Here is a 22,280-nt window from a genome sequence, read left to right on the forward strand (position 1 = left end):
CTCCGCGCTGGAACAGTGGTCGCTGAGCTGGGATGAGGCCCAGGCGTTCGAGGTCAAGGTCGGCCTAGAGACCCTGCGCACCGGCTCCGCCGTCGAGGGCGCCAGCCGGTTCGCGGCCGGCGAGGGGCGTTCAGGTCAGTTCTGAGGGCGTCCGGCTGACAGCTCGGCAAAGCTCGCGGTCCCGATCCCGTACTGGCGCCAGTCCATATAGTCGAAGTGCCACCACTCCTCGGCCAGTACCTCGAAGCCCATGGCTTACCGGCAACCGCAACAGGACAAAATGCGCCCTGTTCAGAGCTAAGCTGCTGGGTGATCTGCGGGACGTTTGCGCAAGCCGGCGGGCCGCCGAAAGGGTCCAGGCATCTACGGCCGCTGCATTCGCAAGGTTCTGCCTTGGGTTTGGGGGGGACTGGCGCCCGAGGATTGTCCGGCTTACAGGTCCCGCTATGGAACATCTTTTCACCCGGGCCGTCGCTGTGGCGGCCATATGAGCGCTGGCCGCCCCTTGATCGTCGGGCTGGGCGGTACGATCCGCGCAGGTTCCTCCACCGAGAAGGCGCTGGCCTGCTCCCTGCGCCGGGCCGAGGCCCTGGGCGCGGAGGTGCGGCTGCTGGGCGGAGAGTTCCTGGGGAGCCTCCCGATCTTTGACCCCCGGCCCGGCGAGATCTCCGACAGCCAGCAGGCTTTGATCGACGCCGTTCGCGCCGCAGACGGCCTTGTGGTGGCCAGCCCCGGCTATCACGGCTCCATCTCGGGCGTGATCAAGAACGCGCTGGACACCCTGGAGTTCACCTCGAAGGACACTTCACCCTATCTCAGCGGCAAGGCCGTGGGCGCGGTGATTACCGCCGAGGGCGGGCAGGCGGGCGGCACCACCTTGATGGCGCTGCGTTCCATCATTCATGCGCTGAGGGGCTGGCCGACGCCGTTCGGTGCCACGCTCGCTGGCGGATCAGCACTCTTTGACGACACGGGCGCCGTCAGGGACAAGCGCGACGCCTGGCAACTCGATACAGTCGCCGAACAGGTTTTTGAGTTTACACAGATGAGGTCCGGTCAATGAAGCCTCCCTACCTGGTCCCGCCGGCCCCCGGTTCCGGCGACGATGCCGATGTCAGCGCCATCAGCCCGATCGAGGACATCATCGAGGACGCCCGCAACGGTCGACCCTACATCCTGGTTGACGCCGAGGACCGCGAGAACGAGGGCGATGTCATCATCCCCGCCCAGTTCGCGACACCTGAACAGATCAACTTCATGGCCAAGCACGCCCGCGGCCTGATCTGCCTGTCGATTACCGCCGAGCGCGCCCGCAAGTTGCGACTGCCCCCGATGTCGACGGACAACCAGTCAGGCCATGGCACGGCCTTTACGGTCTCGATCGAAGCGCGCGAGGGCGTCACCACCGGTATCTCGGCCCACGATCGCGCCCGCACGATTGCGGTGGCCGTCGACCCGACCAAAGGCGTCGAGGACATCGTCACCCCCGGCCATGTCTTCCCGCTGGTGGCCCGGGACGGGGGCGTCCTCGTCCGCGCCGGCCACACCGAGGCGGCGGTCGATATCAGCCGCATGGCGGGCCTCAATCCGGCCGGCGTGATCTGCGAGATCATGAAGGACGACGGCTCCATGGCGCGTCTTCCGGATCTGGTGGCCTTCGCCCAGTTGCACGGCCTGAAGATCGGCACGATCGCCGACCTGATCGCCTACCGCCGCCGCACCGAGCGTCAGGTGGAGCGTGTACTGGAAACCCCGTTCGAGAGCACCTTTGGCGGCAAGTTCCGGATGGTGATCTACCGCAACAGCCTGGACCAGACCGAGCATGTCGTGCTGTCCCGGGGAAAGATCGATCCCGAGAAACCCACCCTCGTGCGGATGCACCGCGTGGATATGGCCACCGACATGCTGGGCGCCGTGGAAGCGCGTCAGGACTATGTGCCCAAGGCGTTGAAGGCGCTCGCGCAATATGACGGCGCGGCGGTGGCTGTCTTCATCCGGGATTCCAATCCCCACTGGCTGTCAGAACGCTACGGCCAGCCCCAGGCCAACCACTCCGAGAACATCCTGCGCGACTACGGCATCGGAGCCCAGATCCTGCTGGATCTGGGGGTGCGCGACATGACGCTGCTGAGTTCGTCGCAGACGGTGCTACCGGGTTCCGGCGGATATGGCCTGAAGATCGTTGGGCGGCAGGCGTTCGACTAAACCTTGACGCGAAACACAGAGTCTGGTCGCTTCCCGAAAAATAGGGCAGGCTCTCCACAACCAGATCGATATCGCCGCCGTACATGCTTGTATCCGGGTCGGGCTGGCTGGCGTGGTATTTGCAGAACTGCCCAATCTCAGGGGGACTTTGGGAGAGCGGGCCATGTTTGAGTTGATGATGACCCCTGCTGACCTTTCGACACCGCAGCTGGACGCCGATCCGATCACGAACGGCTTCATGAACTCGCGTCCGTTTGCCGGCGACGGAGAGGAAGCGCGTTGTCATTGCCCGTTGTGCTCGGGCGCCGCGGGTTTTCAGGACGCAGGTTCGGACGGCGACGCCGGGGCCCCGCAAGGCTATCTGAACGCCGAGGATCGCGCTGTCGCCACGGTCAATGGCAAGGCCAGCTTCTCCATTGATCGCGCCGGGCTGCAACTCACCGGCTTCAATCCCGACACCATGGCGCCCGCGCCGGGCTGGGGCGGCATCGCCGGCGCCGCCTTCACCGTCACCTACGGCTTTCGCGCCACCGCGCCGATCCGCATGCCCACCGATACGGACGGGTTCCAGCGTTTCAACACCGCCCAGATACTCCAGGCCGAGCAGGCGCTGCAGGCCTGGGCCGATGTCGCGAACATCCGGTTCATCCGGGTCGGATCCGGGTCCAGCACCGACAGCGACGCGGCCTACACAGACCAGGCGACCATCCTCTTCTCGAACTATTCCACCGGTGAAAGCGGCTCGGCGGCGTTCGCCTACTACCCTGGCAACGTGAATTTCGGCAGCTCGTCCGGCGACGTCTGGATCAATATCGGCGCCAGCTCCAACGCCTTTCCGACCCCTGGAAACTATGGCGCCCAGGTGCTGGTCCACGAGATTGGTCACGCTATCGGGCTTGCCCATCCCGGCGCCTACAACTCGAGCGGGGAGGCCAGGGTCACCTATGCCGCCAGCGCCGAGTACTTTGAGGACTCCCGGCAGTATACGGTGATGAGCTACTTCTCGGAGACCAACACCGGCGGCAATTTCAGGGGCAGCTATTCGGGGGTTCCGCTTCTGGACGACATCCGCGGCGCCCAGATCGAGTACGGTGCCAACATGTCCACACGGACGGGCGATACGGTCTATGGCTTCAACGCCACCGCCGATCGGTCCTGGTTCAGCGCCGCCAGCAGCTCCAGCCGCTTGATCTTCGCAGCGTGGGACGCCGGCGGGCGCGATACCTTCGATTTCTCCGGCTATTCCCAGGCGCAGCTGATCGACCTGCGCGAGGGGTTCTTCTCTAACGTCGGCGGCCTGACCGGCAACGTCGCCGTGGCCCAGAGCACGCAGATTGAAAACGCCATAGGCGGCTTCGGCGCTGACACCCTGAACGGCAACGCCCTGGCCAACGAGCTGAGCGGCAATGCCGGTTCCGACCGCATCTTCGGCGCCGCAGGTCGCGACACCATCGACGGCGGATCGGGCGCCAACTATCTGCGGGGCGATGACGGAGACGACTCCATCACCGGCGGCGCAGGCTTCGACGACATCAACGGTAATGTCGGCAATGACACCGGCTCCGGTGGCGCAGGCGATGACTGGGTGGTCGGCGGCAAGGATAATGATCGCCTGTTCGGCGACGATGGCGCGGACCTCGTCTACGGAAACCTGGGCTCTGACACGCTTGACGGCGGCGCCGGTGCCGACACGGTTCGCGGCGGTCAGGGCGATGACGTGGCTCAAGGCGGCCCGGGTGCGGACTTCATCTCGGGCGACCTGGGCTCGGATACATTGTCCGGGGGCGCGGGTGCTGATGTGTTCAACAGCTTTGCGGGCTCGGGTCTCGATCGGATCCTGGATTTCAACATCCTGGAGGGCGACCGCCTTCAGATTGCCGCAGGCAACACCTGGACGATGGCCCAGGTCGGCGACGACACGGTGATCACCCTGGGTCCGGGCGATCAGGTGATCCTGACAGGCGTCCAGTCGACGGACCTCACCGGCGACTGGATCTTCGGTTTCTGAGGTCGTCCTCAGAAGATCGTTTTCAGCCGTCGATAACCGGCCTATATGGAAATCCTACCCGCCCGGCCGAAAGGCCGGGCGCCTTCGTTTCCGAGATCAGGCTGTCGAGACTGAACATGACCAACATTCTGATGCCCAAGGCGACTGCCGTATGGCTGGTGGACAACACCTCGCTGACGTTTGAACAGATCGCTGACTTCTGTGAACTCCACCCCCTGGAAGTGAAGGGGATCGCCGACGGCGAGGTGGCACGTGACATTCGCGGCGCAGACCCCATCGCCAATGGCCAGCTCTCGCGTGATGAGCTGGATGCTGCGGAAAAGACTGCGACCTATCGGATGAAGGCCCAGAAGAGCCGCCACGCCGAGTTGCTGAAGCCCTTGAAAAAGGCGCCGCGCTACACCCCGGTGTCGCGCCGCCAGGATCGCCCGGACGCCATCGCCTGGTTTATCCGCAATCACCCCGAAGTGCCGGACAGCCAGCTGTCGCGGGTGCTGGGCACCACCAAGGCCACCATTGAGCAGGTGCGCAACCGCACGCACTGGAACTCCGCCAACATCAAGCCGGTGGATCCCGTGACGCTCGGTCTCTCCACCCAGCTCGAGCTGGATGCCGTGGTCCGGAAGGCGGCCGACAAGCGCGCCAAGGAGGCGGCGAAGCGCGGCGAGGTCGAGCCCGAGGGCGAGACCCTGCGTCCGGCTTCGGAAACCGGCGTGGTTTCGGAAAGTGCGCCAGAGCCGGTCTACGACGACGAAGCCGACGAGGATTGATCGGGTCGATCCCGCCTCATCAACCGGCGGGAAGCTCGCATCAATGCAGGTTGCTGCGGAGCGTCTCGATCTCTTCCTTCAGTCGCAACTTCTGTCGTTTCAGCTCCCGCAATCTAAGATCGTCGGATGACGGCCGTCTCAGCTCATCCTGGATGGCCGTTTCCAGGGATTGGTGACGGGAACCCAGTTCCCGGATGCGGGCTTCAAGCGCCATGCGGAGAGTCTCCTCGCTTTGGACGACGCCGCAGTAAACGCCTGCTTTGCGTCGCTGTCAGATCACATATGTTTGCTTGAAGCGGATCGATCTTTCGTCGCTCTCCCGCGTTAGGAGCCCCCTTGATGGCAGAGACAGAAACGCCAAGGCTGATCGTGGGGATCTCCGGAGCGTCGGGCGTGGCCTATGGCCTGCGCGCGCTGGACGCCTGCCGTGATCTGGGCGTGGAGAGCCATCTGGTGATGAGCCGGTCGGCAGCCCTGACCCTTGCGCAGGAGACCGATCTGTCGGTGGCCGACGTCCAGGCGCGTGCAGATGTGGCACACAAGGCAGGCGATGTCGGCGCCTCGATCGCGTCGGGCTCATTTCGCACCCTGGGGATGGTCGTCGCGCCCTGCTCCATCCGGACCATGAGCGAGATCGCCAGCGGGGTCACCGCCTCGTTGCTGACCCGGGCCGCAGACGTCACCCTGAAAGAGCGGCGGACACTGGTGCTGATGGTACGCGAGACGCCGCTGCATCTGGGCCATCTTCGCACCATGGTGAAACTGTCCGAAATGGGCGCAGTGATCGCCCCACCATTGCCAGCCTTCTACGCCAAACCCCTGTCGATGGCCGACATGGTCGACCAGTCGGTGGGCCGCGTGCTGGATTTGTTTGGTCTGTCATGGCAGCCTGTAAAACGTTGGGGCGAGGATATCGGCCCGCAGTCCAGGGCGGAGGCATAACCGTGGCGATCTGGGCGTGGGTTCTGGCGGCCTATGACCGGCCGGGCGTTCCCGAGGCCACCCTGGCGCTGCAGGACAACCACGGCCAGAATACGCCCTATCTGCTTTGGGCGGCCTATGCGCGGGCTACCGACAGGGGCCTGCTGGACAGGGCGGCCGCGACAGCGCGGGTCTGGGACCAAACGGCGCTGATCCCGCTTCGCCAGGCCAGGCGCGCGCTGAAGACGCCGCTTCCCCCGATCAACGACGGCGCGCGCGAGGCGTTCCGGCAGGACGTCAAGGCGCTTGAACTGGCCGCGGAACGTCTGCTGATGGAAACACTGGCAGGCCTCGCTGGCCAGGGACATGGCGTCAGCGCCTTCGAGGCGCTCTCGGCGGCGGCGGACGCCTGGGGCGAATCCCCGCCCGCGCAGGCGCTGGATGACCTTGCCAGGGTCCTCGGATAGGATCAGGCGCAGATCATGGACTATTCAACCTTCACCGAAGCGGCGCTTGAAGCGCGTCTGGCGGAACTTCGGCAGGATCACAGTGATCTGGAAGCGGCAATCCAGGCCCTGTCCAATGCAGCCTTGCCGGAGCTGATCGTCATCGGCCGCTTCAAGCGCAAGAAGCTGGCGCTCAAGGACGAGATCTCGCGGGTCCTGGACTACCTGAACCCCGACATCATCGCCTAACCGGTCTTGCGCCGGCGTTTGGCGGCGAACATGGCCGCATCCGCCTCGGCGATGAGCGCCTCGGGCTCGGTGTTCGACACGATCTCCCGCACCCCGTAGCTCAGCCGGATCGTGGCGGACCCGGCGTCGAAGACCACCGGCTCGCCTTCAATCGCCGCCGCCAGGGAGGCCGCCTTGCTTTCGGCAGTGGCCTGATCCGTCTGGACCAGCACCACGGCGAATTCGTCGCCGCCCATACGCCCCACGACGTCGCTCTCACGAACATGGGTCAGCAGCCGTTCCGACACGGTGCGCAGCGCCGCGTCTCCGGCGGCGTGGCCGTATTGGTCATTGATCGCCTTGAAGCCGTCCAGATCAAAATAGACCAGACTGGCCGAGGATCCGTAGCGTTCGGCGAACGTGCGCACCCGGCTGAACTCCCGCAGGAACCCCCGGCGGTTCAGCAGCGGCGTCAGCGTATCGCGGTCCGCCATGTCCTCCGCTGCCTTCAGACGCCCCTTGAGCTGTCCGACCTCCTCACGCAGCGCGTCGAGGTCCTTGAGCAGCGTCTGGATCGCCGCCAGCACCGCCGGCGTCATCTCCACGGCCGGTACGCCGAGAAAGCTCGTGCTGTCGGCCCGCGCCGGTCCGCCGACCGGCGCAGAAGCGCCGGCCGCGGGCGTCCTGCGGACGCCGGGAAGCGGTTCATTGCGTGCGCCTGTGACCTTCATGGTCCCGCCTCCAGAACGGTTAACGGCATTCGACGCTTTATGGGTTAAGGGTTTCTGACCGGGGTCGGTTGTGCGCGCAAAGGCGGCGCCTATACTCCGCGCCTTCTCCGGGGTTCAGGCAGGAAATGCAGCACATATGAGCGCGCCCGTCGCCATCATCATGGGAAGCCGGTCCGACTGGCCCGTCCTGCGTCTCGCCGCCGATATGCTGGATGCCCTCGGCGTGGCCTACGAGGCCAGGGTGGTCTCGGCCCACCGCACGCCCGAACGGATGTACGACTTCGCCAGGGGCGCCAAAGACGCTGGCTTCAAGGTGATCATCGCCGGCGCCGGCGGCGCGGCGCACCTGCCGGGCATGACCGCCTCACTCACCGATCTGCCAGTGCTGGGCGTTCCGATCGAGTCGAGGGCGCTGAAGGGGATGGATAGTCTGCTATCCATCGTCCAGATGCCCGGCGGCATCCCGGTGGGCACGCTGGCGATCGGCGAAGCGGGGGCGAAGAACGCGGCATTGCTGGCCGCCCGGATCCTGGCGCTGTCGGATTCGGCCCTGGCCATACGCGTGGCTGCATTCGCCGCCGACCAGACCGCCGGTGTCGCCGAGGCGGTCGAGTAGCACCGGAACAAGATGGCTGAGTTTCCCCTTCCCCCCGGATCTACCCTCGGCATTCTGGGGGGCGGACAGCTGGGCCGCATGTTGGCCCAGGCCGCTGCCCGTCTGGGCTTCGATGTCGCCGTGCTTGAGCGCGAAGCCGACAGCCCCGCTGGTCGCGTGGCCGCCCACACCATCGTTGGCCCCTACACCGATCACACAGCGCTGCAGGCGCTGGCCGCTGTCGCCAGTGTGGTGACCTACGAATTCGAGAACGTGCCCGCCGCCTCTGTACTGGCTCTGGGCGCGATGGGCGTCGAGGTGGCGCCGGGCCCCGAAGCCCTGGCCGTCGCCCAGGACCGGGTGGCCGAGAAGCAGTTTCTCAATGCCAACGGCGCGCCGACCGTCGCCTTCCAGGCGGCCGCGACGCCTGAGGAGGCCGTAGCCGCCGCCCAGGCCATGGGTGCGCCGGTGCTGATGAAGACCCGGCGCGAGGGCTATGACGGCAAGGGCCAGCGCTGGGTGGAACACGCCGCTGACGCGGCACGCATCTTCGCTGAACTGGGAAGCGTGCCGGTCATCCTTGAGGCGCCGGCCGACTTCGTGCGCGAACTGTCGATCATCGCCGCGCGCGGCCGTGACGGGGCGACCGCCGTCTATCCCCTCGCCGAAAACCACCACGAGGGCGGCATCCTGCGGCGCAGCCTGGCTCCTGCGATCGTGAGCCCGGCGCTGGCCGAGCAGGCCGAGCGGATCGCCGCGCGCATCCTGGGCGGCCTGGGCTATGTGGGGGTCGTCGGCATCGAACTCTTCGAGCTCGCCGATGGCCGGCTGCTGGTCAACGAGATCGCGCCGCGCGTCCACAACACCGGCCACTGGACCCAGGACGGCTGCGAAGTGGACCAGTTCGAACAGCACATCCGCGCCGTCGCCGGCTGGCCGCTGGGCCCGACAACCCCCCACGCCCGCATCGAGATGCTGAACCTGCTGGGCGACGAGATCGACGCGTGGGAACGGCTGTCTCATGAAACCGACACCCGCATCCACCTCTACGGCAAACGCGACGCCAAGCCGGGCCGCAAGATGGGCCATGTCAACCGGGTCAAGGCGCTTTAGCGACCACCTCCCCCGCCGTACCGCGCCCGCCCTAGCCCCTCGGCAAATCGGGCCAGAGCCTCGGACGGCCGGAACGTGGTCGTCGCCTTCCATTTCTCGAAGGCCATCACATTGTCGATGCGGTGGTCCACAAATTCCATCGCCGCCTTGCGCCCTGCAGAGGCCCGGATCGCCCCGGCGCCGGTGAGGATCCCGGCCAGCAAAAGGCGCTTGGTGTAGTGGTTCTCATCCGTCGCCGTATCCCCGGCCCAGCGCCACAGCACGTCGGCGCTGTCCCAGGCCAGCCTTGCAGCCAGCGGCAGGTTCAACGGCAGGGCGAGATACCCTGACCACCGCCGGAGCGCCGGCTCGTCGACGGCGGCGGCGTCCAGGCGCGCCTCGACTGCACGGCGGATGCGTTCGCGGATCTTCAGGTTGCTGGCGTGGACCTCGCTCAGCAGAGCCAGCGCCCGGTCATCATGGCGTCGCGACAGCAGGGCGGCCAGATCGGCTGGGCCATGCGGGATCAAGAGCCCTGTCTCACCGGCCGACAAACCGAGCGCCTTTCCGGCCAGGCCGACGGTGCGATGAGTCCAGCCATGAATCGGCGCAAGCCTCAGCGCCTCGTCCAGCAACCGTTGCTCGGTTATCGCAGCCCAGTCGGAGTCTTGTGCGGTCATGGAAACAGTCTAGCGGAGTGCGTGGACAGGGCGAACCTCTTCTGCTATCTGCCCGCCCTCAAACTTGAAGGGCCAAACCTTCAGGCGACAATTTTTTCTACGCTCGCCGCCTTTCAGCCGGCGCAAGGCGGGCGGCCAGCGTTCTACAGGAGAGATACCCCTGGTTCAGATTTTCGTCCGCGACAACAACGTCGACCAGGCCCTCAAGGCGCTGAAGAAGAAGATGCAGCGCGAAGGTTCGTTCCGCGAAATGAAGCGGCACGTACACTATGAGAAGCCCTCGGAGAAGCGTGCGCGCCAGAAGGCTGAAGCCGTTCGCCGCGCCCGCAAGCTGGCCCGCAAGCGCGCCCAGCGCGAAGGCCTGATCGCTGCGCCGAAGAAGGTCGTCACCCGATAATATCGGTGTCAGCCTCTAAAAGCTGGCATGGATGATGCTTATTTGAAGGGCTGTGCCTCAGGGTGCAGCCCTTTTGCATTTCTGATCCGATTCTAAACCTTGGCGGCCTGCTCTGATCAAAATGTCCTGACGTTAAGTGGTCTATCAACCGTCTGCGCCCTATGTTTGAAGTTTGGCGCACGGCCTTATTGGGAACGGTCCTCTTATGAACCTCCGCAACTTGGTGATCTGGGGCGCAATCCTCGTGGTGATGGTGGGGCTCTACGGCATGATGGCCGGGGGCAATCGCACCAGCAACCAGACCGAGGTCACCTACTCCCAGCTGCTGGCCAAGGTAAACGCCGGCGAGATCAAGGCGGTTGAGATCGAGGGTCCGATGATCCTGGCCACCGACCAGGGCAACCGCGCCTTCACGTCCGTCACCCCCAACAATCAGGATGATCTGGTCCAGCGCCTGGAAAAGCAGGGCGCCGACATCAAGGTCAAGGCCGCCGGCGGCTTCACCTGGACCGGGGCGCTGCTCCAGTTCCTGCCGATCCTGCTGCTGATCGGCGTCTGGATCTTCTTCATGCGCCAGATGCAGGGCGGTGCGCGCGGCGCCATGGGCTTCGGCAAGTCCAAGGCCAAGCTGCTGACGGAAAACAAGAACCGCGTCACCTTTGACGATGTCGCCGGCGTCGAAGAGGCCAAGGAAGAGGTCGTCGAGATCGTCGACTTCCTGAAAGATCCGCAAAAGTTCCAGCGCCTGGGCGGCAAGATCCCCAAGGGCGCCCTGCTGGTCGGCCCTCCCGGCACCGGCAAGACCCTGCTGGCCCGCGCCATCGCCGGCGAGGCGGGCGTGCCGTTCTTCACCATCTCCGGCTCCGACTTCGTGGAGATGTTCGTGGGCGTCGGCGCCAGCCGCGTGCGCGACATGTTCGAACAGGGCAAGAAGAACGCCCCCTGCATCATCTTCATCGACGAGATCGACGCCGTCGGTCGCCATCGCGGCGCCGGTCTCGGCGGCGGCAACGATGAGCGCGAGCAGACGCTGAACCAGCTGCTGGTGGAGATGGACGGCTTCGAATCCAACGAAGGCATCATCCTGATCGCCGCCACAAACCGCCCCGACGTGCTCGACCCCGCCCTGCTGCGTCCGGGCCGCTTCGACCGCCAGGTCGTGGTGGGCAACCCCGACATCAATGGCCGCGAACGGATCCTGCGCGTCCACATGAAGAACGTGCCGCTGGCCGCAGACGTCGATGTCAAGGTTGTGGCGCGCGGCACCCCCGGCTTCTCGGGCGCGGATCTGGCCAACCTGGTCAACGAAGCTGCCCTGATGGGCGCGCGCAAGAACCGCCGCATGGTCACCATGCGCGACTTCGAGGACGCCAAGGACAAGGTCATGATGGGCGCCGAGCGCCGCTCCATGGTCATGACCGAGGACGAGAAGAAGCTGACAGCCTACCACGAGGGCGGTCACGCTCTGGTGGCGCTGAATGTCGCCGCCACCGATCCGGTGCACAAGGCGACCATCATCCCGCGCGGCCGTGCGCTGGGCATGGTGATGCAACTGCCGGAACGCGACCGGTTCTCCATGAGCTATGAGCAGATGACCTCGCGCCTGGCCATTCTGATGGGTGGTCGGGTGGCCGAGGAGATCATCTTCGGCAAGGACAAGATCACCTCCGGCGCCTCGTCGGACCTCGATCAGGCGACCAAGCTTGCCAAGGCTATGGTCACCAAGTGGGGCTATTCCGAAAAACTCGGCATGGTGTCCTACGGCGACAATCAGGACGAGGTCTTCCTCGGCCACTCTGTCGCTCGTACCCAGAATGTCTCGGAAGAAACTGCCAAGGTGATCGACGAGGAAGTTCGACGTCTCACCCAGGCCGGCTGGGATGAAGCCAAGACCATCCTGACCACCAAGCTCGATCAGCTGCACCTGCTGGCCAATAGCCTGCTGGAGTACGAAACCCTGAGCGGCGACGAGATCGTCAATGCCCTGAAAGGTGTCCCGCCCAAACGCGACGAATCCGAGACCAAGCGGGCAACCGGCCCTACGGTCGCCGTCCCGATCTCGCCACGTCCCAGCGCAGAGCCGGCATGACGCCCTGCCTCCCCCGCATAGCGGCGGGAGACAGGAATTCGGTAGAAGCCGAGAAGGGTGACGACCCGGTTGAGTGGCTCGGCTGAGCCCTGAACCTATCCTAAAAGGGTCAAGTCGCTGCTTGGGCTGGCAGTGGCGTTGCGCTCCCCGGACTTCGCCAAATCAACGGCCGCAACAATAACGGGGTTGAGGTCCAATGCGTTCCCGACTGTCAACCGAACGTCCACGCGTCATGGGGGTCGTCAACGTGACGGTCGACAGCTTTTCCGATGGCGGTCGCTATCTGGGGTTCGACGCGGCGCTCGCCCATGCCCGGCGCCTGATCGCCGACGGCGCCGACATCCTCGACCTTGGCGCGGAATCTACACGTCCGGGCGCCGCGCCGGTGGCGGCCGAGGTCGAGATCGACCGGCTGCTCCCGCTGATCGTCGCGCTCCGGGCCAAGAGCGCCATACCCATTTCCGTAGACACCATGAAGCCCGAGGTCGCTCGCGCCGCGATCGCGGCCGGCGCCACGATGTGGAACGACGTCACCGCACTTCGCCACGCGCCTGAAAGCGCCGCCGTGGCCGCCGAGCTCGGCTGCGACATCGTGCTCATGCACATGCAGGGTGAACCCGGAACCATGCAGGCCGAGCCGTACTATGAAGATGTGGTCGCCGAAGTCGTTGCTTTCCTGGAGGAGCGCGCGGAACTGGCGATCTGGGCCGGCGTCGCCCGTGAGCGGATCTGGCTCGATCCCGGCATCGGCTTCGGCAAACACCCTATACGCCACAATCTGCCCCTGCTGGCCGGACTGGACCGGATCGTGGCGCTGGGCTTCCCGGTGTTGCTCGGCGCCAGCCGCAAACGTTTCATCGGGATGCTGGATGGCGACGCCGATGAGGAACATCGGCTGGGCGGATCCATTGCCGCCGCGCTAGCCGGCGCCGCAGCTGGTGTGGCGGCGGTGCGGGTCCACGATGTCCGCGAGACAGTGCAGGCGCTGACGGTGTGGCACGCGATCCGTTCGGGTTGAAGGCTCTCGGATCCACCTTGCATTTGCGTACGATCTCTTACAGCGAACGTCGCGAGAACCTCGCGGCCGCGATCAAACGTGTGAACGCCGACCCAAGTCTGCGAGGCCGCCCGTTGAAGGGTCTTGATTTCGTCACCGGACTGAAGGGCGGTCCAGGCGTCTGGACGGACGGCACCGTCTACAATCCGGACGATGGGCGCGGCGGTGGTGCTTGCGATCCTCGGCGCCGACCACGTGCAACTCAGAGGCTGCGTCATCTTCCCGCTCTGCAACACCGAGACCTGGAATCGTATCCCTTGATCAAGCGGCTAATTCCTCGATCGGATTGAGGAAAAGGGTAAACCCGGTTTCCGCCCGCAACCCGCGCCAGGCCTATGAAAATGCCCATGCTTTTCGATATTGGATTGACCTAATCCGACCTCGCCGTGATCTAGCCGCCCCTCAGCCGATCTATGGCCTCGGCGACCACGGCGGTCCAGTCTGCAGGATCGATTCCAAGATCGTCCGTTTCCGCCTCAGCGGCGGCGTCGCACAGGCGTTCGACGGTCAAGAGCGCACCAACCCGGGCCGCCCAGGTCGAAGGCGCGAGCTTTTGTGAAAGAGCTTCGAGCTGGGCCCGCCGGCTTGCAGCGCGGGCCGCGCGCACACGGTCATCTTCAACTGCCAATTGCCTCAGTGAACGCCGGAAGGACGCCCACTCCCGATGGCCGGCTATCAGCGTGGCGGCGACAGCCCGGGCCTGGCCCGCGCTGTCCGGCTGGGCGCGCATGGCGCTGGCGATCTTACTACGCTCGTCTTCCTGCCACTGTTCGTAGACGCGGATGAAGATCTCCGTCTTGTCGGCGTAGTGGCGGTAGAAGGTCTGCGGGGCAAAGCCGGCGGCGCGGGCGATGCGGTTCGTGTCGGTCCCGCTGAAGCCCTGCGTATTGAACTCGACAGCCGCAGCCGCCAGCAGCAACGCCTTGGTGTCGGCTTTGGGCGCCAGGGGGCGCTTGCGTTCAGGAACTTTCATGTGATATTCATATCACTTCGCCGGGCTCTGGATCCGGCTTTTTATGAGATGCCGTGTGATAGGGCAATCACCCAGGATACCGGAGAGACTCGCCGCCTTGAGCGCCGCAGACAGCGCCGGCCTTCTGACGCTGCCGTCCGGCGCGCGGCTGGCCGTGAAGCGGTGGGGCCGGGGGGCGCCCGTGTTGTGCCTGCACGCGGTCGGCCATGGGAGCGGCGATTTCGCCGATCTGGCCGGTCGACTTGGCGGGGCATTTGAGCTGATCGCGATCGACTGGCCCGGCATGGGCTGTTCGCCGTCTGACGGTTTTCCGGTGCGCGCCGACCGTTTCGGCGGTCTCATTCTGGAGGTCGTCGAGGCGTTGCGGCTCGAGTGCCCCTTCATGATCGGCAACTCGATCGGCGGGGCCGCGGCGATCATCGCGGCGGCAGCGGCGCCGGGACGGTTTGCGGGGCTGGTGCTGTGCAACCCGGGCGGCCTCGCGCCCCTCGATGGCCCGGCGCGCTTCGTGATCGGTCGCATGGCCGCTTTCTTTCGAGCCGGCGCGAAGGGTGCAGCCTGGTTTCCGATGGCCTTTGCAGCCTACTATCGTTTCCTGGTGCTCTCGCGGGGGCCGGCGCGGGCGCGCCGCCAACGTGTCGTCGCCGCCGGACGCGAACTCGCCCCAATGCTGGCCGATGCATGGGCGGGCTTCAGCGAGCCGGCCGGCGACCTGAGGCGCTTCGCGCCAATGCTGACCCTGCCGGTGTGGCTCGCCTGGACTGAAGGCGACCATCTCGTCTCGTGGGGTCGCGCCAGGGCGACAGTCGCCGGCATGCCCCTTCACCGTGTGACCCTGTTCCGCGGCGGGCACAGCGCTTTCCTGGAAGATCCTGAAGCGTTCGCCGCCAGCTTCCGCACCTTCGCCGCAGATGTACAAACCGGGAGATTCCTATGAACCACCACGAAAAAAACCTCGCCGCTTACGACGCGATCCACCGATCGCCCTTGAATCGCGCCAAGCATGCCGTGGGCATGGTGCGTCTATGATGATCGATTTTCGCAGCCTGGCCGGCCCTGCCGGTGTCGCCCTTGTCGGTCGGGCGCTCATGGCGCTCCTCTTCATCCTTGCGGGCATCGCCAAAGTTACTGACCCAACACCCGTTCTGAATCAGATGCGGGAGTTCTCCGTGCCCACCGCGCTCTTCTTACCGGTCGTGGCCCTGGAGATTGGTGGGGGCATAGCGCTCCTCCTGGGCTTGCGCGTCCGGGATGTCGCCGGTGCGCTCGGCATTTTCTGTATTCTGGCCGCATTCATCTTCCACCATGATCTGGCCGACAAGGTAGAACGCTCCATCTTCTTCAAGGATCTCGCGATCGCCGGCGGTCTGCTTGCGCTTGCGGTGCGGGCTGCGCTTGCGAGACCCGTCTGAATCTCTTGAACCGGTGTCGCCGGCAATGCTGGGGCCACTGCGGCATCGTGCAGTCAGCGTCAGGGTTGGCTTCCGCTGTTCGGCCGGGCGCGCTATCTCAAGGACATGTTCCTGAATGGCCGTGTCCTGATCATCGCCGGCTCCGACAGTGGGGGCGGCGCCGGCGTGCAGGCGGACATCAAGACGGTGACGGCGCTGGGCGGCTATGCAGCCACGGCGATCACGGCGGTGACCGTGCAGAACACCCTTGGCGTCACCGGCGTGCACCCGATCCCGCTGGACATCATCGAGGCCCAGGCCCGCGCGGTGCTGGACGACATCGGCGCTGACGCCATCAAGACCGGCATGCTGGGCGATACGGCCACGGTGGACCTGGTGGCGCGACTGCTGGAGGCCTACCCGATCCCGGCGGTCATCGACCCGGTGATGATCGCCAAGGGCGGCGCCTCGCTGCTCGCCTCTGAAGCGGTGGCCATGGTGCGTGAGCGGCTGGTCCCTCTGGCGGCGCTGCTGACCCCCAATGCGCCGGAGGCCGAGGCCCTCACCGGCCTGCCCGTCTCCACCACCGATGATCTCCGACGCGCGGGCGACGCCCTGCTGGCGCTGGGCGCCCGGGCCGTTCTGATGAAGGGCGGGCATGTGCCGGGGGATCGTGTCGTCGATGTGCTGATGACCGTCGACGGGGAGACGACCTTCGAGGGCGCGAGGATCGACAGCCGCCACACCCATGGCACCGGCTGCACCCTGGCCTCGGCCTGCGCGGTCGGAATGGCCCAGGGTCTGCCCCTTGAGGCCGCAGTGGCGCGGGCCTGGGAATATGTGCATGAGGCGATGCTCCGCGCACCGGGCCTGGGCGCAGGCCACGGTCCCCTGGACCACGGCTGGCCGCTTCGGGGCCGGGCGTGAGCGAGGACCTGCACCGCCGTCTTGAAGCCATCGTACGACGCGCAACCCCCTTGATGGAGGTGCTGCACCGGCTGCGAGACATCGATCTTCCCGACTGGCAGGTGTTTTCGGGAGCCATCTACCAACGGGTGTTCAACGACCTGACCGGACGCGATCCGGACCACGGCATCAAGGACTACGACGTCGCCTACTTCGACCCTGACACCAGCTACGAGGCAGAGGACGCGGTGATCCGTCGGGTGGCGGCGGCCTTCGGACCGCCGCTGCGTGAAATGGTCGAGGTGCGCAATCAGGCCCGCGTACACCTGTGGTTCGAGGGCAAGTTCGGCGAACCCTATTCTCCGCTGACCTCCAGCTCCGAGGCCCTGACAAGGTTCGTCAGCCCGCTGCACGCCGTCGCCGTGCGGATGGAGGCCGACGACAGCCTTACCGTCATCGCGCCCTTCGGCCTCGAAGACCTTTTCGCCATGCGCCTGCGCCGCAACCCGACGCGGGCCAGCGCCAATTTCGAGCGCGTCGCTCAAGGCGCCAAGGCGCGTTGGCCGGAACTCGAGATCCTGGGATAGCGCAGGTCCGCCGCATCCGAACTGGCCCTTGCCGGGGATGTCGCCCGGACGCAGATGCTGGTCGCTATTCCAGGGAGGCCAACTATGCGCCAATGGACCGTCGACGCCTTCGCCAACCAGCCCTTCAAGGGCAATGGCGCCTGCGTGGTGGAGCCTCTCGACGCCTGGCCGGAGGCCGGCTGGATGCAGGCGTTGGCCGCCGAAAACAACCAGGCCGAAACGGCCTTCCTGCTGAAGACCCCCGATCCGGCCTGTTTCGGGCTACGCTGGTTCACCCCGCTGCTGGAGGTGCCACTCTGCGGCCACGCCACGCTTGCCGCCGGGCATGTGCTGTTGAGGGAGCTCGGCGTGAACGCCGACCTGCTGACCTTTGAAACCCGGTCCGGGCCCCTCACCCTGCGCCGATCGGCCACCGGCTACGAGATGGATTTTCCCGCCTAGCCGCCGGTGCAGATCGACCCGCCGGAGGGCCTCGTCGACGCCCTGGGCGCCCAGCCCGTCGAGGTCTGGATGTCGTCCTACCTCGTAGCCCTGTTCGACAGTGAAGATGCGGTGCGCGCCCTGTCGCCAGACCTTGCGGCTCTGAACGCCGTCGCCAGCGGGGCGACCGGCGGGCGCGGCAACGTCGGCGTGGCGGCGCTGGCGGACCCGGGATCTGACGTCGATGTGGTGGATCGGTTCTTTGCCCCCGGTTCCGGCATCCCGGAAGATCCCGCGACCGGATCCCTGCATTGCATCCTGTCGCCATTGTTCGCGCAGAAACTGGGCCGGTCCACGGTGCGGTTCCTGCAGGCCTACCCCGGCCGCGGCGGCGATATCGAATGCGAGCACCGTGGCGATCGGGTCCTCTTACGGGGCCAGGCCGTGACCGTGGTCGATAGCCGCCTACGGCTCACGGTATGAAACGGGGGCGCCCCCGACCGATTGACCAGGGGCGCCGGGAGCTTGGCTATCGATAGTAGCTAAAGCCATATTCACGGTCCCGTCGCTCATGGCGGGTGCGGTCTTCGAGGCGGTCAAACCGACGGTCCAGGTCGGCTCGCTCCCAGGGCGACAGGCCGTTCGACCGGTATCGCGCCTCAAGCCACACGATGCGGTTGAAGTCCTCGCGCAGGCCACGGGCCTCCCGGAGGGTCAGGCTGCCGTCACGCAGGCCTCGATCAATCCGCCGGTCCAGCCGCTCCTGACGCGGGTTGATATTGTAGCTATCCCGATCGTAGCCAAAGCGGCCCCGATCCTGAGACTCCCGTCGCCCGCCGTCATAGCTGTATCCGTGCGGCTGGGCGGCGGCGGGCAGGACGCCTGCGGAGACGGCGCTCACTGCGGCCAGGGTGGCGATTAGAATCCGGGTTGAAACACGTGCCATGTCGAGTCCTCCGAGGCAGACCGGCGGGGGCGCCGGCCTTCAACGAACTCAGGAGACCACGATGCGGCTGACCCGAACCTGAGGGTGCGGTTGGCTGAGGTTCAGGCGGATGAACGGGGCGTCAGGCGGAGGCGGCTACCGTCTGGGTCGAAGGCGCCACGCCGGTGGCGGCGGCGTTCAGCACGGTGGAGATCATGTCATAGAGCCGTGCGATCTCGATGGGCTTGCCCACGTGGGCGTCCATGCCGGCAGCCATGTACTCGGCGACCTGGTGGGTCAGCGCATTGGCCGTCAACGCGATGATCGGCGTGCGCTTGCGGCCCGAGGCAGCCTCGCCGGCCCGGATGGCGGCGGCGGCGGTGATGCCGTCCATCACCGGCATCTGGATATCCATCAGGATCAGGTCGTATGCGCCGCGACGCCAGGCGGCGACGGCTTCCTTGCCGTCCGGAACCATTTCGACATCGATCCCCAGAGAACCAAGCACGGCGCCCAGCACCTGCTGATTGGTCGGGTTGTCCTCGGCGGCCAGGATGCGCAGGTTGCCGTCTTCATTGGCGCCCAGCCCCTCCTCGCCGTGAAGCGCCGCCAGTCGGCCGCGCGGCAGGGGCAGGTCGACCGTGAAGGTAGAACCTTCGCCTTCGCGGCTTTCCACACGAATGGTCCCGCCCATCATGTGGATCAGTTCGCGGCAGATGGCGAGACCAAGGCCGGTGCCGCCGAAACGGCGGGTGGCCGAATTGTCGGCCTGGGTGAACTTCTCGAACAGGGTCGCAAGCTTTTCGGCCGGGATGCCGACGCCTGAGTCGCGGACGACAATCCGAAGCCCGTCGGTGTCGCCGACGTCGACCATCGCTACAACGCTGCCCTTCGGCGTGAACTTGACCGCGTTCGACAACAGGTTGCCGATCACCTGGCGCAGGCGATCGGCGTCGCCGCGCCACCAGCCTTGCGCGGCATCGGTGATCTCGAGCCTGAACGCCAGACCCTTGGCTGTCGCCATGACCTCGAAGGTGTCGCGGGCCTGGGTGAAGACGTTCTCAACCTCGAAGTCCTCGTCGAACAGGGTGAGTTTGCCGGCCTCGATCTTCGAAAGGTCCAGCACGTCGTTCAACACGGCCAGCAACAGGCCGCCCGAGCGACGGATCACGTCAAGGCGGTCGCGCTGGACGTCGGCGAGATCGCCCATGGACATGACCTCAGCCATGGCCAGCACGCCGTTCAGCGGCGTGCGGATCTCGTGGCTCATGTTGGCCAGGAACTGGGTCTTGAGCACGTTTGCAGCATTGGCTGCGTCGCGCGCCGCTTCCAGATCACGCATGGCGGCCTTCAGATCGTCCTCACGGACGGACAGTTTGGCCAAGAGGTCATTGAAGCTTTCGGTGAGGCTCTGGAACAGTTCGTCCCGCGCCTTTACCTCGACCGGCGTGAAGCTGCCGCCGGCGGCCACCTCACGCATGGCCTGGGACAGAACCTCCACCGGCTTGATCACCCGGTGCGCCAGACTACGCGCCAGGAACAGCGCCACGCCTACGCCGCCGAACAGCAGAACGAAGGTCAGGGCGATGAACTGCGGCAGCATGGGTGTCAGCGAGGGCTGCTGAACGGTAAGCCGCAACTGCCCGACTGTCTCTCCATTGAGGAGCATCGGCCGGGTGATGACTTCCGTATCGCCTGCCGCAGGCGAAGGACGCCGGAATTCGGCAAGCACCTTGCCGGAACGGTCCGCCACCTGGGCCGAGACCACGTCCTGGCTGGCCTGGACTGAAGCCAGCGATGAAGCGAGGCGAATTCGCTGTGCCGGCGCCATCGAGGGGGAGGCCGTTTGAGCGGCGATCTCGGCGAGGCTCTCGTGAAAGAGGTGCGACTGGGTCCGCGCCACAGCCCACTGCTGCAACATGAAGGTCAGGCAGGCGGCAATCAACACGACAACGGTCGTCACCAGGCCGACGCTGGCCACCCGCGCGTGAAATGTCACGGTGGGGGCTGGCCGGTCCGGGTCGCCGTTAGGGTGAGGGGCGTCCGTCGCGCTCATGCCCGTGGTGATAGTCGGATTGTCCTAACGCTTCGCTTCCGGGCCAGCCCCTGAGCGCCCTTCAGGCCTGGAAACTGTGCCATTTTGGGCACAACACAACTGCTGGCGGTGGAATTATATGGTTAACAACCCATGAACAGATTGCGTGCACCTTAACCTTCGCTTTACCTTAACGGGTGTCGGGTAACATTAAGGGGTTAATCCATATGGAAAAGGCATTCGTAGCCCAACGCGTGGCCAAGAAGCTTTTCACGACTGAAGCCGCCGTCGACGGCGCGATGGTTGAAGCTGCCGAGCTGATGAGCGAAATGCTCAAGGCGCGCCAGGATGTGAACGTGTCGCTCGTGTTCGCGGACGACGTTCAGGTAAAGATGATGCAGGCCATCAAGGCGCTCAGCGAAGCGCGCTCCGCGATGGTCGGCGTCCACAGCGAACTGCACGAAGCGCAACTCCGCCTCGGCATCCGCACGAAGATGGTCTACAAGATGAAGCCTTCGGAAGCGTCTGCGGTCTCGACCACCACCATGCGCGAAGTTGGCTAACTGACACGTCGGGTCGGTTTCTCGCCTGACGTTGCGATAGATTGACTGGTTAGGCCCCTCTGAATCGGATTAGGGGGTCTAATCATGTCTCCGCTCTACATCTTCATTGCCCTGATGGTTTTCAGCCTCGTTGGTGTGCTGTTCGCCTTCTGGAAGGGCGCGGCCGCCGAGCGAACGGCGGCCTTGGTTGTCATGGCCAATATGGCGATCAGCATTGCTGTAAACTGGGCATCGCCGGACCTGGCGGCCACAGTCGCCTTCGCCAGCGACGGATTGTCCGCCCTCATACTTCTGATCGTCACCGTCCGCTACGGGGCGCCATGGATGGGCGGCGTTATGCTGTTCTATGCAGCTCAGTTCTCGCTGCATTCGTTCTATCTGGTGACCGCGCGCCCGGACACCGACTACCTTCACGCCCTGATAAACAACATCAATTCCGCTGGCATATCCTGGTGCCTGATCATCGGCGTCGCCGTTACGGCGCGTCGCCGCTGGCGGCTGGCCCAAAGGGTTCGACCGCCGCCCACCTAGCGAACACCAGACCCGCTTTCAAAACTTCTGCTTGCGTTCTGCGTCAAACGCAGGCCTTTGACGCGCGGGCCACGCCCCCCCAACGGGGCGCTGCTCATCTGTAAGGATGGGAGACATCGCTATGAACACCCTGCCGAAGCCGGCCATGCGCCCGGCTCGTCCCGAATTTTCCTCCGGCCCCTGCGCCAAGCGCCCCGGATGGACCCCCGAAAATCTCCAGAACGCCGTGCTGGGTCGCTCGCACCGCTCAAAGCCGGGCAAGGCGCGGCTGAAGGAAGCCATCGACCGCACCCGTGAGGTGCTGCAGGTTCCCGAAGACTATCTGGTGGGTATCGTCGCTGGCTCCGATACCGGCGCCGTCGAGATGGCCATGTGGTCGATGCTCGGCCCCCGGCCAGTCCAGCTTCTCGCGTTCGAGAGCTTTGGCAAGGACTGGGTCACCGACGTCGTGAAACAGCTCAAACTGCCTGCCGAGGTGCTGGAAGCGCCCTATGGCAAGCTGCCGGACCTGACGAAGGTAAACCCCGACGCCGACCTGGTGTTCACCTGGAACGGCACCACCTCCGGTGTTCGCGTGCCCAACGGTGACTTCATTTCCGCCGATCGTACCGGGATCACCATCTGCGACGCCACCAGCGCCGCCTTCGCCCAGGATCTGGACTGGGCAAAACTCGATGTGGTGACCTTCTCCTGGCAGAAGGCGCTGGGTGGTGAAGGCGCGCATGGCGTG

General features: G+C 65.5%; 25 protein-coding genes and 2 pseudogenes. 21 read left to right on the forward strand and 6 right to left on the reverse strand.

Going from position 1 to position 22,280, the window contains the following annotated elements:
- Nucleotides 1–487 precede the first annotated feature (487 nt).
- From ACIQ42_RS04545 to ACIQ42_RS04560, 4 genes are all read left to right on the forward strand, one after another.
- Nucleotides 488–1,063 carry an NADPH-dependent FMN reductase gene (locus ACIQ42_RS04545; protein ID WP_397421022.1) on the forward strand — a complete coding sequence of 192 codons (576 nt, stop codon included), beginning with the start codon at nt 488–490 and terminating at the stop codon, nt 1,061–1,063.
- The gene (gene ribB / locus ACIQ42_RS04550) at nt 1,060–2,205 is read left to right on the forward strand and encodes a 3,4-dihydroxy-2-butanone-4-phosphate synthase (RefSeq protein ID WP_397421023.1); all 1,146 of its coding nucleotides are present in this window, start codon (nt 1,060–1,062) and stop codon (nt 2,203–2,205) included. Before ACIQ42_RS04545 ends, ribB begins: the two co-directional genes overlap by 4 nt.
- Nucleotides 2,206–2,368: 163 nt before the next feature.
- Nucleotides 2,369–4,213: a M10 family metallopeptidase C-terminal domain-containing protein gene (locus ACIQ42_RS04555; protein WP_397421024.1), complete on the forward strand. Its 1,845-nt coding sequence runs from the start codon at nt 2,369–2,371 to the stop codon at nt 4,211–4,213.
- A gap of 116 nt (nt 4,214–4,329) precedes the next feature.
- On the forward strand, nt 4,330–4,983 hold the full coding sequence (locus ACIQ42_RS04560) for a DUF1013 domain-containing protein (protein ID WP_397421025.1): 654 nt from the start codon (nt 4,330–4,332) through the stop codon (nt 4,981–4,983).
- A gap of 40 nt (nt 4,984–5,023) precedes the next feature.
- On the opposite strand, the gene ACIQ42_RS04565 is transcribed toward ACIQ42_RS04560, so the two are convergent.
- Nucleotides 5,024–5,197: a YdcH family protein gene (locus ACIQ42_RS04565; protein WP_397400687.1), complete on the reverse strand. Its 174-nt coding sequence runs from the start codon at nt 5,195–5,197 to the stop codon at nt 5,024–5,026.
- A gap of 125 nt (nt 5,198–5,322) precedes the next feature.
- Here ACIQ42_RS04565 and ACIQ42_RS04570 point away from each other — a divergent pair, with 125 nt between their 5' ends.
- From ACIQ42_RS04570 to ACIQ42_RS04580, 3 genes are read left to right on the forward strand one after another with little or no spacing between them, the layout of a single operon-like run.
- On the forward strand, nt 5,323–5,925 hold the full coding sequence (locus tag ACIQ42_RS04570) for a UbiX family flavin prenyltransferase (protein ID WP_397421026.1): 603 nt from the start codon (nt 5,323–5,325) through the stop codon (nt 5,923–5,925).
- A gap of 2 nt (nt 5,926–5,927) precedes the next feature.
- The gene (locus ACIQ42_RS04575) at nt 5,928–6,371 is read left to right on the forward strand and encodes a TIGR02444 family protein (protein ID WP_397421027.1); all 444 of its coding nucleotides are present in this window, start codon (nt 5,928–5,930) and stop codon (nt 6,369–6,371) included.
- Between the two features lie 15 nt (nt 6,372–6,386).
- Complete coding sequence (locus ACIQ42_RS04580; RefSeq protein WP_397421028.1) at nt 6,387–6,599, forward strand: YdcH family protein; 213 nt, start codon at nt 6,387–6,389, stop codon at nt 6,597–6,599.
- Here ACIQ42_RS04580 and ACIQ42_RS04585 read toward each other — a convergent pair.
- The gene (locus tag ACIQ42_RS04585; protein WP_397421029.1) at nt 6,596–7,309 is read right to left on the reverse strand and encodes a GGDEF domain-containing protein; all 714 of its coding nucleotides are present in this window, start codon (nt 7,307–7,309) and stop codon (nt 6,596–6,598) included. The genes ACIQ42_RS04580 and ACIQ42_RS04585 overlap by 4 nt on opposite strands.
- Before the next feature lie 136 nt (nt 7,310–7,445).
- Here ACIQ42_RS04585 and purE point away from each other — a divergent pair, with 136 nt between their 5' ends.
- Nucleotides 7,446–7,925, forward strand: coding sequence for a 5-(carboxyamino)imidazole ribonucleotide mutase (gene purE / locus ACIQ42_RS04590; protein ID WP_397421030.1), 480 nt, complete (start codon nt 7,446–7,448; stop codon nt 7,923–7,925).
- Nucleotides 7,926–7,937: 12 nt separating this feature from the next.
- Entirely contained in the window at nt 7,938–9,017 is a 1,080-nt protein-coding gene (locus ACIQ42_RS04595) for a 5-(carboxyamino)imidazole ribonucleotide synthase (protein ID WP_397421031.1), read from the forward strand.
- On the opposite strand, the gene ACIQ42_RS04600 is transcribed toward ACIQ42_RS04595, so the two are convergent.
- Nucleotides 9,014–9,676 carry a COQ9 family protein gene (locus ACIQ42_RS04600; protein ID WP_397421032.1) on the reverse strand — a complete coding sequence of 221 codons (663 nt, stop codon included), beginning with the start codon at nt 9,674–9,676 and terminating at the stop codon, nt 9,014–9,016. The genes ACIQ42_RS04595 and ACIQ42_RS04600 overlap by 4 nt on opposite strands.
- Nucleotides 9,677–9,836: 160 nt before the next feature.
- Between ACIQ42_RS04600 and rpsU the strand changes: the two genes are divergently transcribed.
- The 4 genes from rpsU to ACIQ42_RS04620 all read left to right on the forward strand — a co-directional run bounded on the left by rpsU (nt 9,837) and on the right by ACIQ42_RS04620 (nt 13,509).
- The gene (rpsU, locus tag ACIQ42_RS04605; protein WP_397403052.1) at nt 9,837–10,073 is read left to right on the forward strand and encodes a 30S ribosomal protein S21; all 237 of its coding nucleotides are present in this window, start codon (nt 9,837–9,839) and stop codon (nt 10,071–10,073) included.
- A 205-nt stretch (nt 10,074–10,278) separates the two neighbouring features.
- Nucleotides 10,279–12,162, forward strand: a complete 1,884-nt coding sequence (ftsH, locus tag ACIQ42_RS04610) for an ATP-dependent zinc metalloprotease FtsH (protein WP_397421033.1) — start codon at nt 10,279–10,281, stop codon at nt 12,160–12,162.
- A 196-nt stretch (nt 12,163–12,358) separates the two neighbouring features.
- Entirely contained in the window at nt 12,359–13,180 is an 822-nt protein-coding gene (gene folP / locus ACIQ42_RS04615) for a dihydropteroate synthase (RefSeq protein ID WP_397421034.1), read from the forward strand.
- Between the two features lie 80 nt (nt 13,181–13,260).
- Nucleotides 13,261–13,509 (forward strand): DUF2147 domain-containing protein, encoded by a 249-nt coding sequence (locus ACIQ42_RS04620; protein WP_397421043.1) that lies wholly within the window; start codon nt 13,261–13,263, stop codon nt 13,507–13,509.
- A gap of 101 nt (nt 13,510–13,610) precedes the next feature.
- On the opposite strand, the gene ACIQ42_RS04625 is transcribed toward ACIQ42_RS04620, so the two are convergent.
- The gene (locus tag ACIQ42_RS04625; protein WP_397421035.1) at nt 13,611–14,192 is read right to left on the reverse strand and encodes a TetR/AcrR family transcriptional regulator; all 582 of its coding nucleotides are present in this window, start codon (nt 14,190–14,192) and stop codon (nt 13,611–13,613) included.
- 97 nt (nt 14,193–14,289) lie between these two features.
- Between ACIQ42_RS04625 and ACIQ42_RS04630 the strand changes: the two genes are divergently transcribed.
- The 5 genes and pseudogenes from ACIQ42_RS04630 (at nt 14,290) to ACIQ42_RS04650 (ending at nt 17,979) form a co-directional block, all read left to right on the forward strand.
- On the forward strand, nt 14,290–15,129 hold the full coding sequence (locus ACIQ42_RS04630; protein ID WP_397421036.1) for an alpha/beta fold hydrolase: 840 nt from the start codon (nt 14,290–14,292) through the stop codon (nt 15,127–15,129).
- 91 nt (nt 15,130–15,220) lie between these two features.
- A complete protein-coding gene (locus ACIQ42_RS04635; RefSeq protein ID WP_397421044.1) occupies nt 15,221–15,604 on the forward strand; it encodes a DoxX family membrane protein in 384 nt (127 codons plus the stop codon).
- A gap of 105 nt (nt 15,605–15,709) precedes the next feature.
- On the forward strand, nt 15,710–16,510 hold the full coding sequence (gene thiD / locus ACIQ42_RS04640; RefSeq protein ID WP_397421037.1) for a bifunctional hydroxymethylpyrimidine kinase/phosphomethylpyrimidine kinase: 801 nt from the start codon (nt 15,710–15,712) through the stop codon (nt 16,508–16,510).
- Nucleotides 16,507–17,076: a nucleotidyltransferase family protein gene (locus tag ACIQ42_RS04645; protein ID WP_397421038.1), complete on the forward strand. Its 570-nt coding sequence runs from the start codon at nt 16,507–16,509 to the stop codon at nt 17,074–17,076. Before thiD ends, ACIQ42_RS04645 begins: the two co-directional genes overlap by 4 nt.
- Nucleotides 17,077–17,160: 84 nt before the next feature.
- Nucleotides 17,161–17,979: pseudogene (locus tag ACIQ42_RS04650) on the forward strand (PhzF family phenazine biosynthesis protein).
- A 46-nt stretch (nt 17,980–18,025) separates the two neighbouring features.
- Here ACIQ42_RS04650 and ACIQ42_RS04655 read toward each other — a convergent pair.
- Nucleotides 18,026–18,442 (reverse strand): hypothetical protein, encoded by a 417-nt coding sequence (locus ACIQ42_RS04655; protein ID WP_397421039.1) that lies wholly within the window; start codon nt 18,440–18,442, stop codon nt 18,026–18,028.
- Nucleotides 18,443–18,563: 121 nt separating this feature from the next.
- A complete protein-coding gene (locus tag ACIQ42_RS04660; RefSeq protein WP_397421040.1) occupies nt 18,564–20,420 on the reverse strand; it encodes an ATP-binding protein in 1,857 nt (618 codons plus the stop codon).
- Nucleotides 20,421–20,710: 290 nt separating this feature from the next.
- Here ACIQ42_RS04660 and ACIQ42_RS04665 point away from each other — a divergent pair, with 290 nt between their 5' ends.
- The 3 genes and pseudogenes from ACIQ42_RS04665 to ACIQ42_RS04675 all read left to right on the forward strand — a co-directional run.
- On the forward strand, nt 20,711–21,019 hold the full coding sequence (locus ACIQ42_RS04665) for a hypothetical protein (protein WP_397421041.1): 309 nt from the start codon (nt 20,711–20,713) through the stop codon (nt 21,017–21,019).
- 84 nt (nt 21,020–21,103) lie between these two features.
- The gene (locus tag ACIQ42_RS04670; protein ID WP_397421042.1) at nt 21,104–21,550 is read left to right on the forward strand and encodes a hypothetical protein; all 447 of its coding nucleotides are present in this window, start codon (nt 21,104–21,106) and stop codon (nt 21,548–21,550) included.
- 121 nt (nt 21,551–21,671) lie between these two features.
- A pseudogene (locus ACIQ42_RS04675) lies at nt 21,672–22,280 on the forward strand (phosphoserine aminotransferase); the annotation flags it as partial.

This window comes from Phenylobacterium sp., assembly GCF_044372605.1.
Taxonomy (GTDB): Bacteria; Pseudomonadota; Alphaproteobacteria; order Caulobacterales; family Caulobacteraceae; genus Phenylobacterium.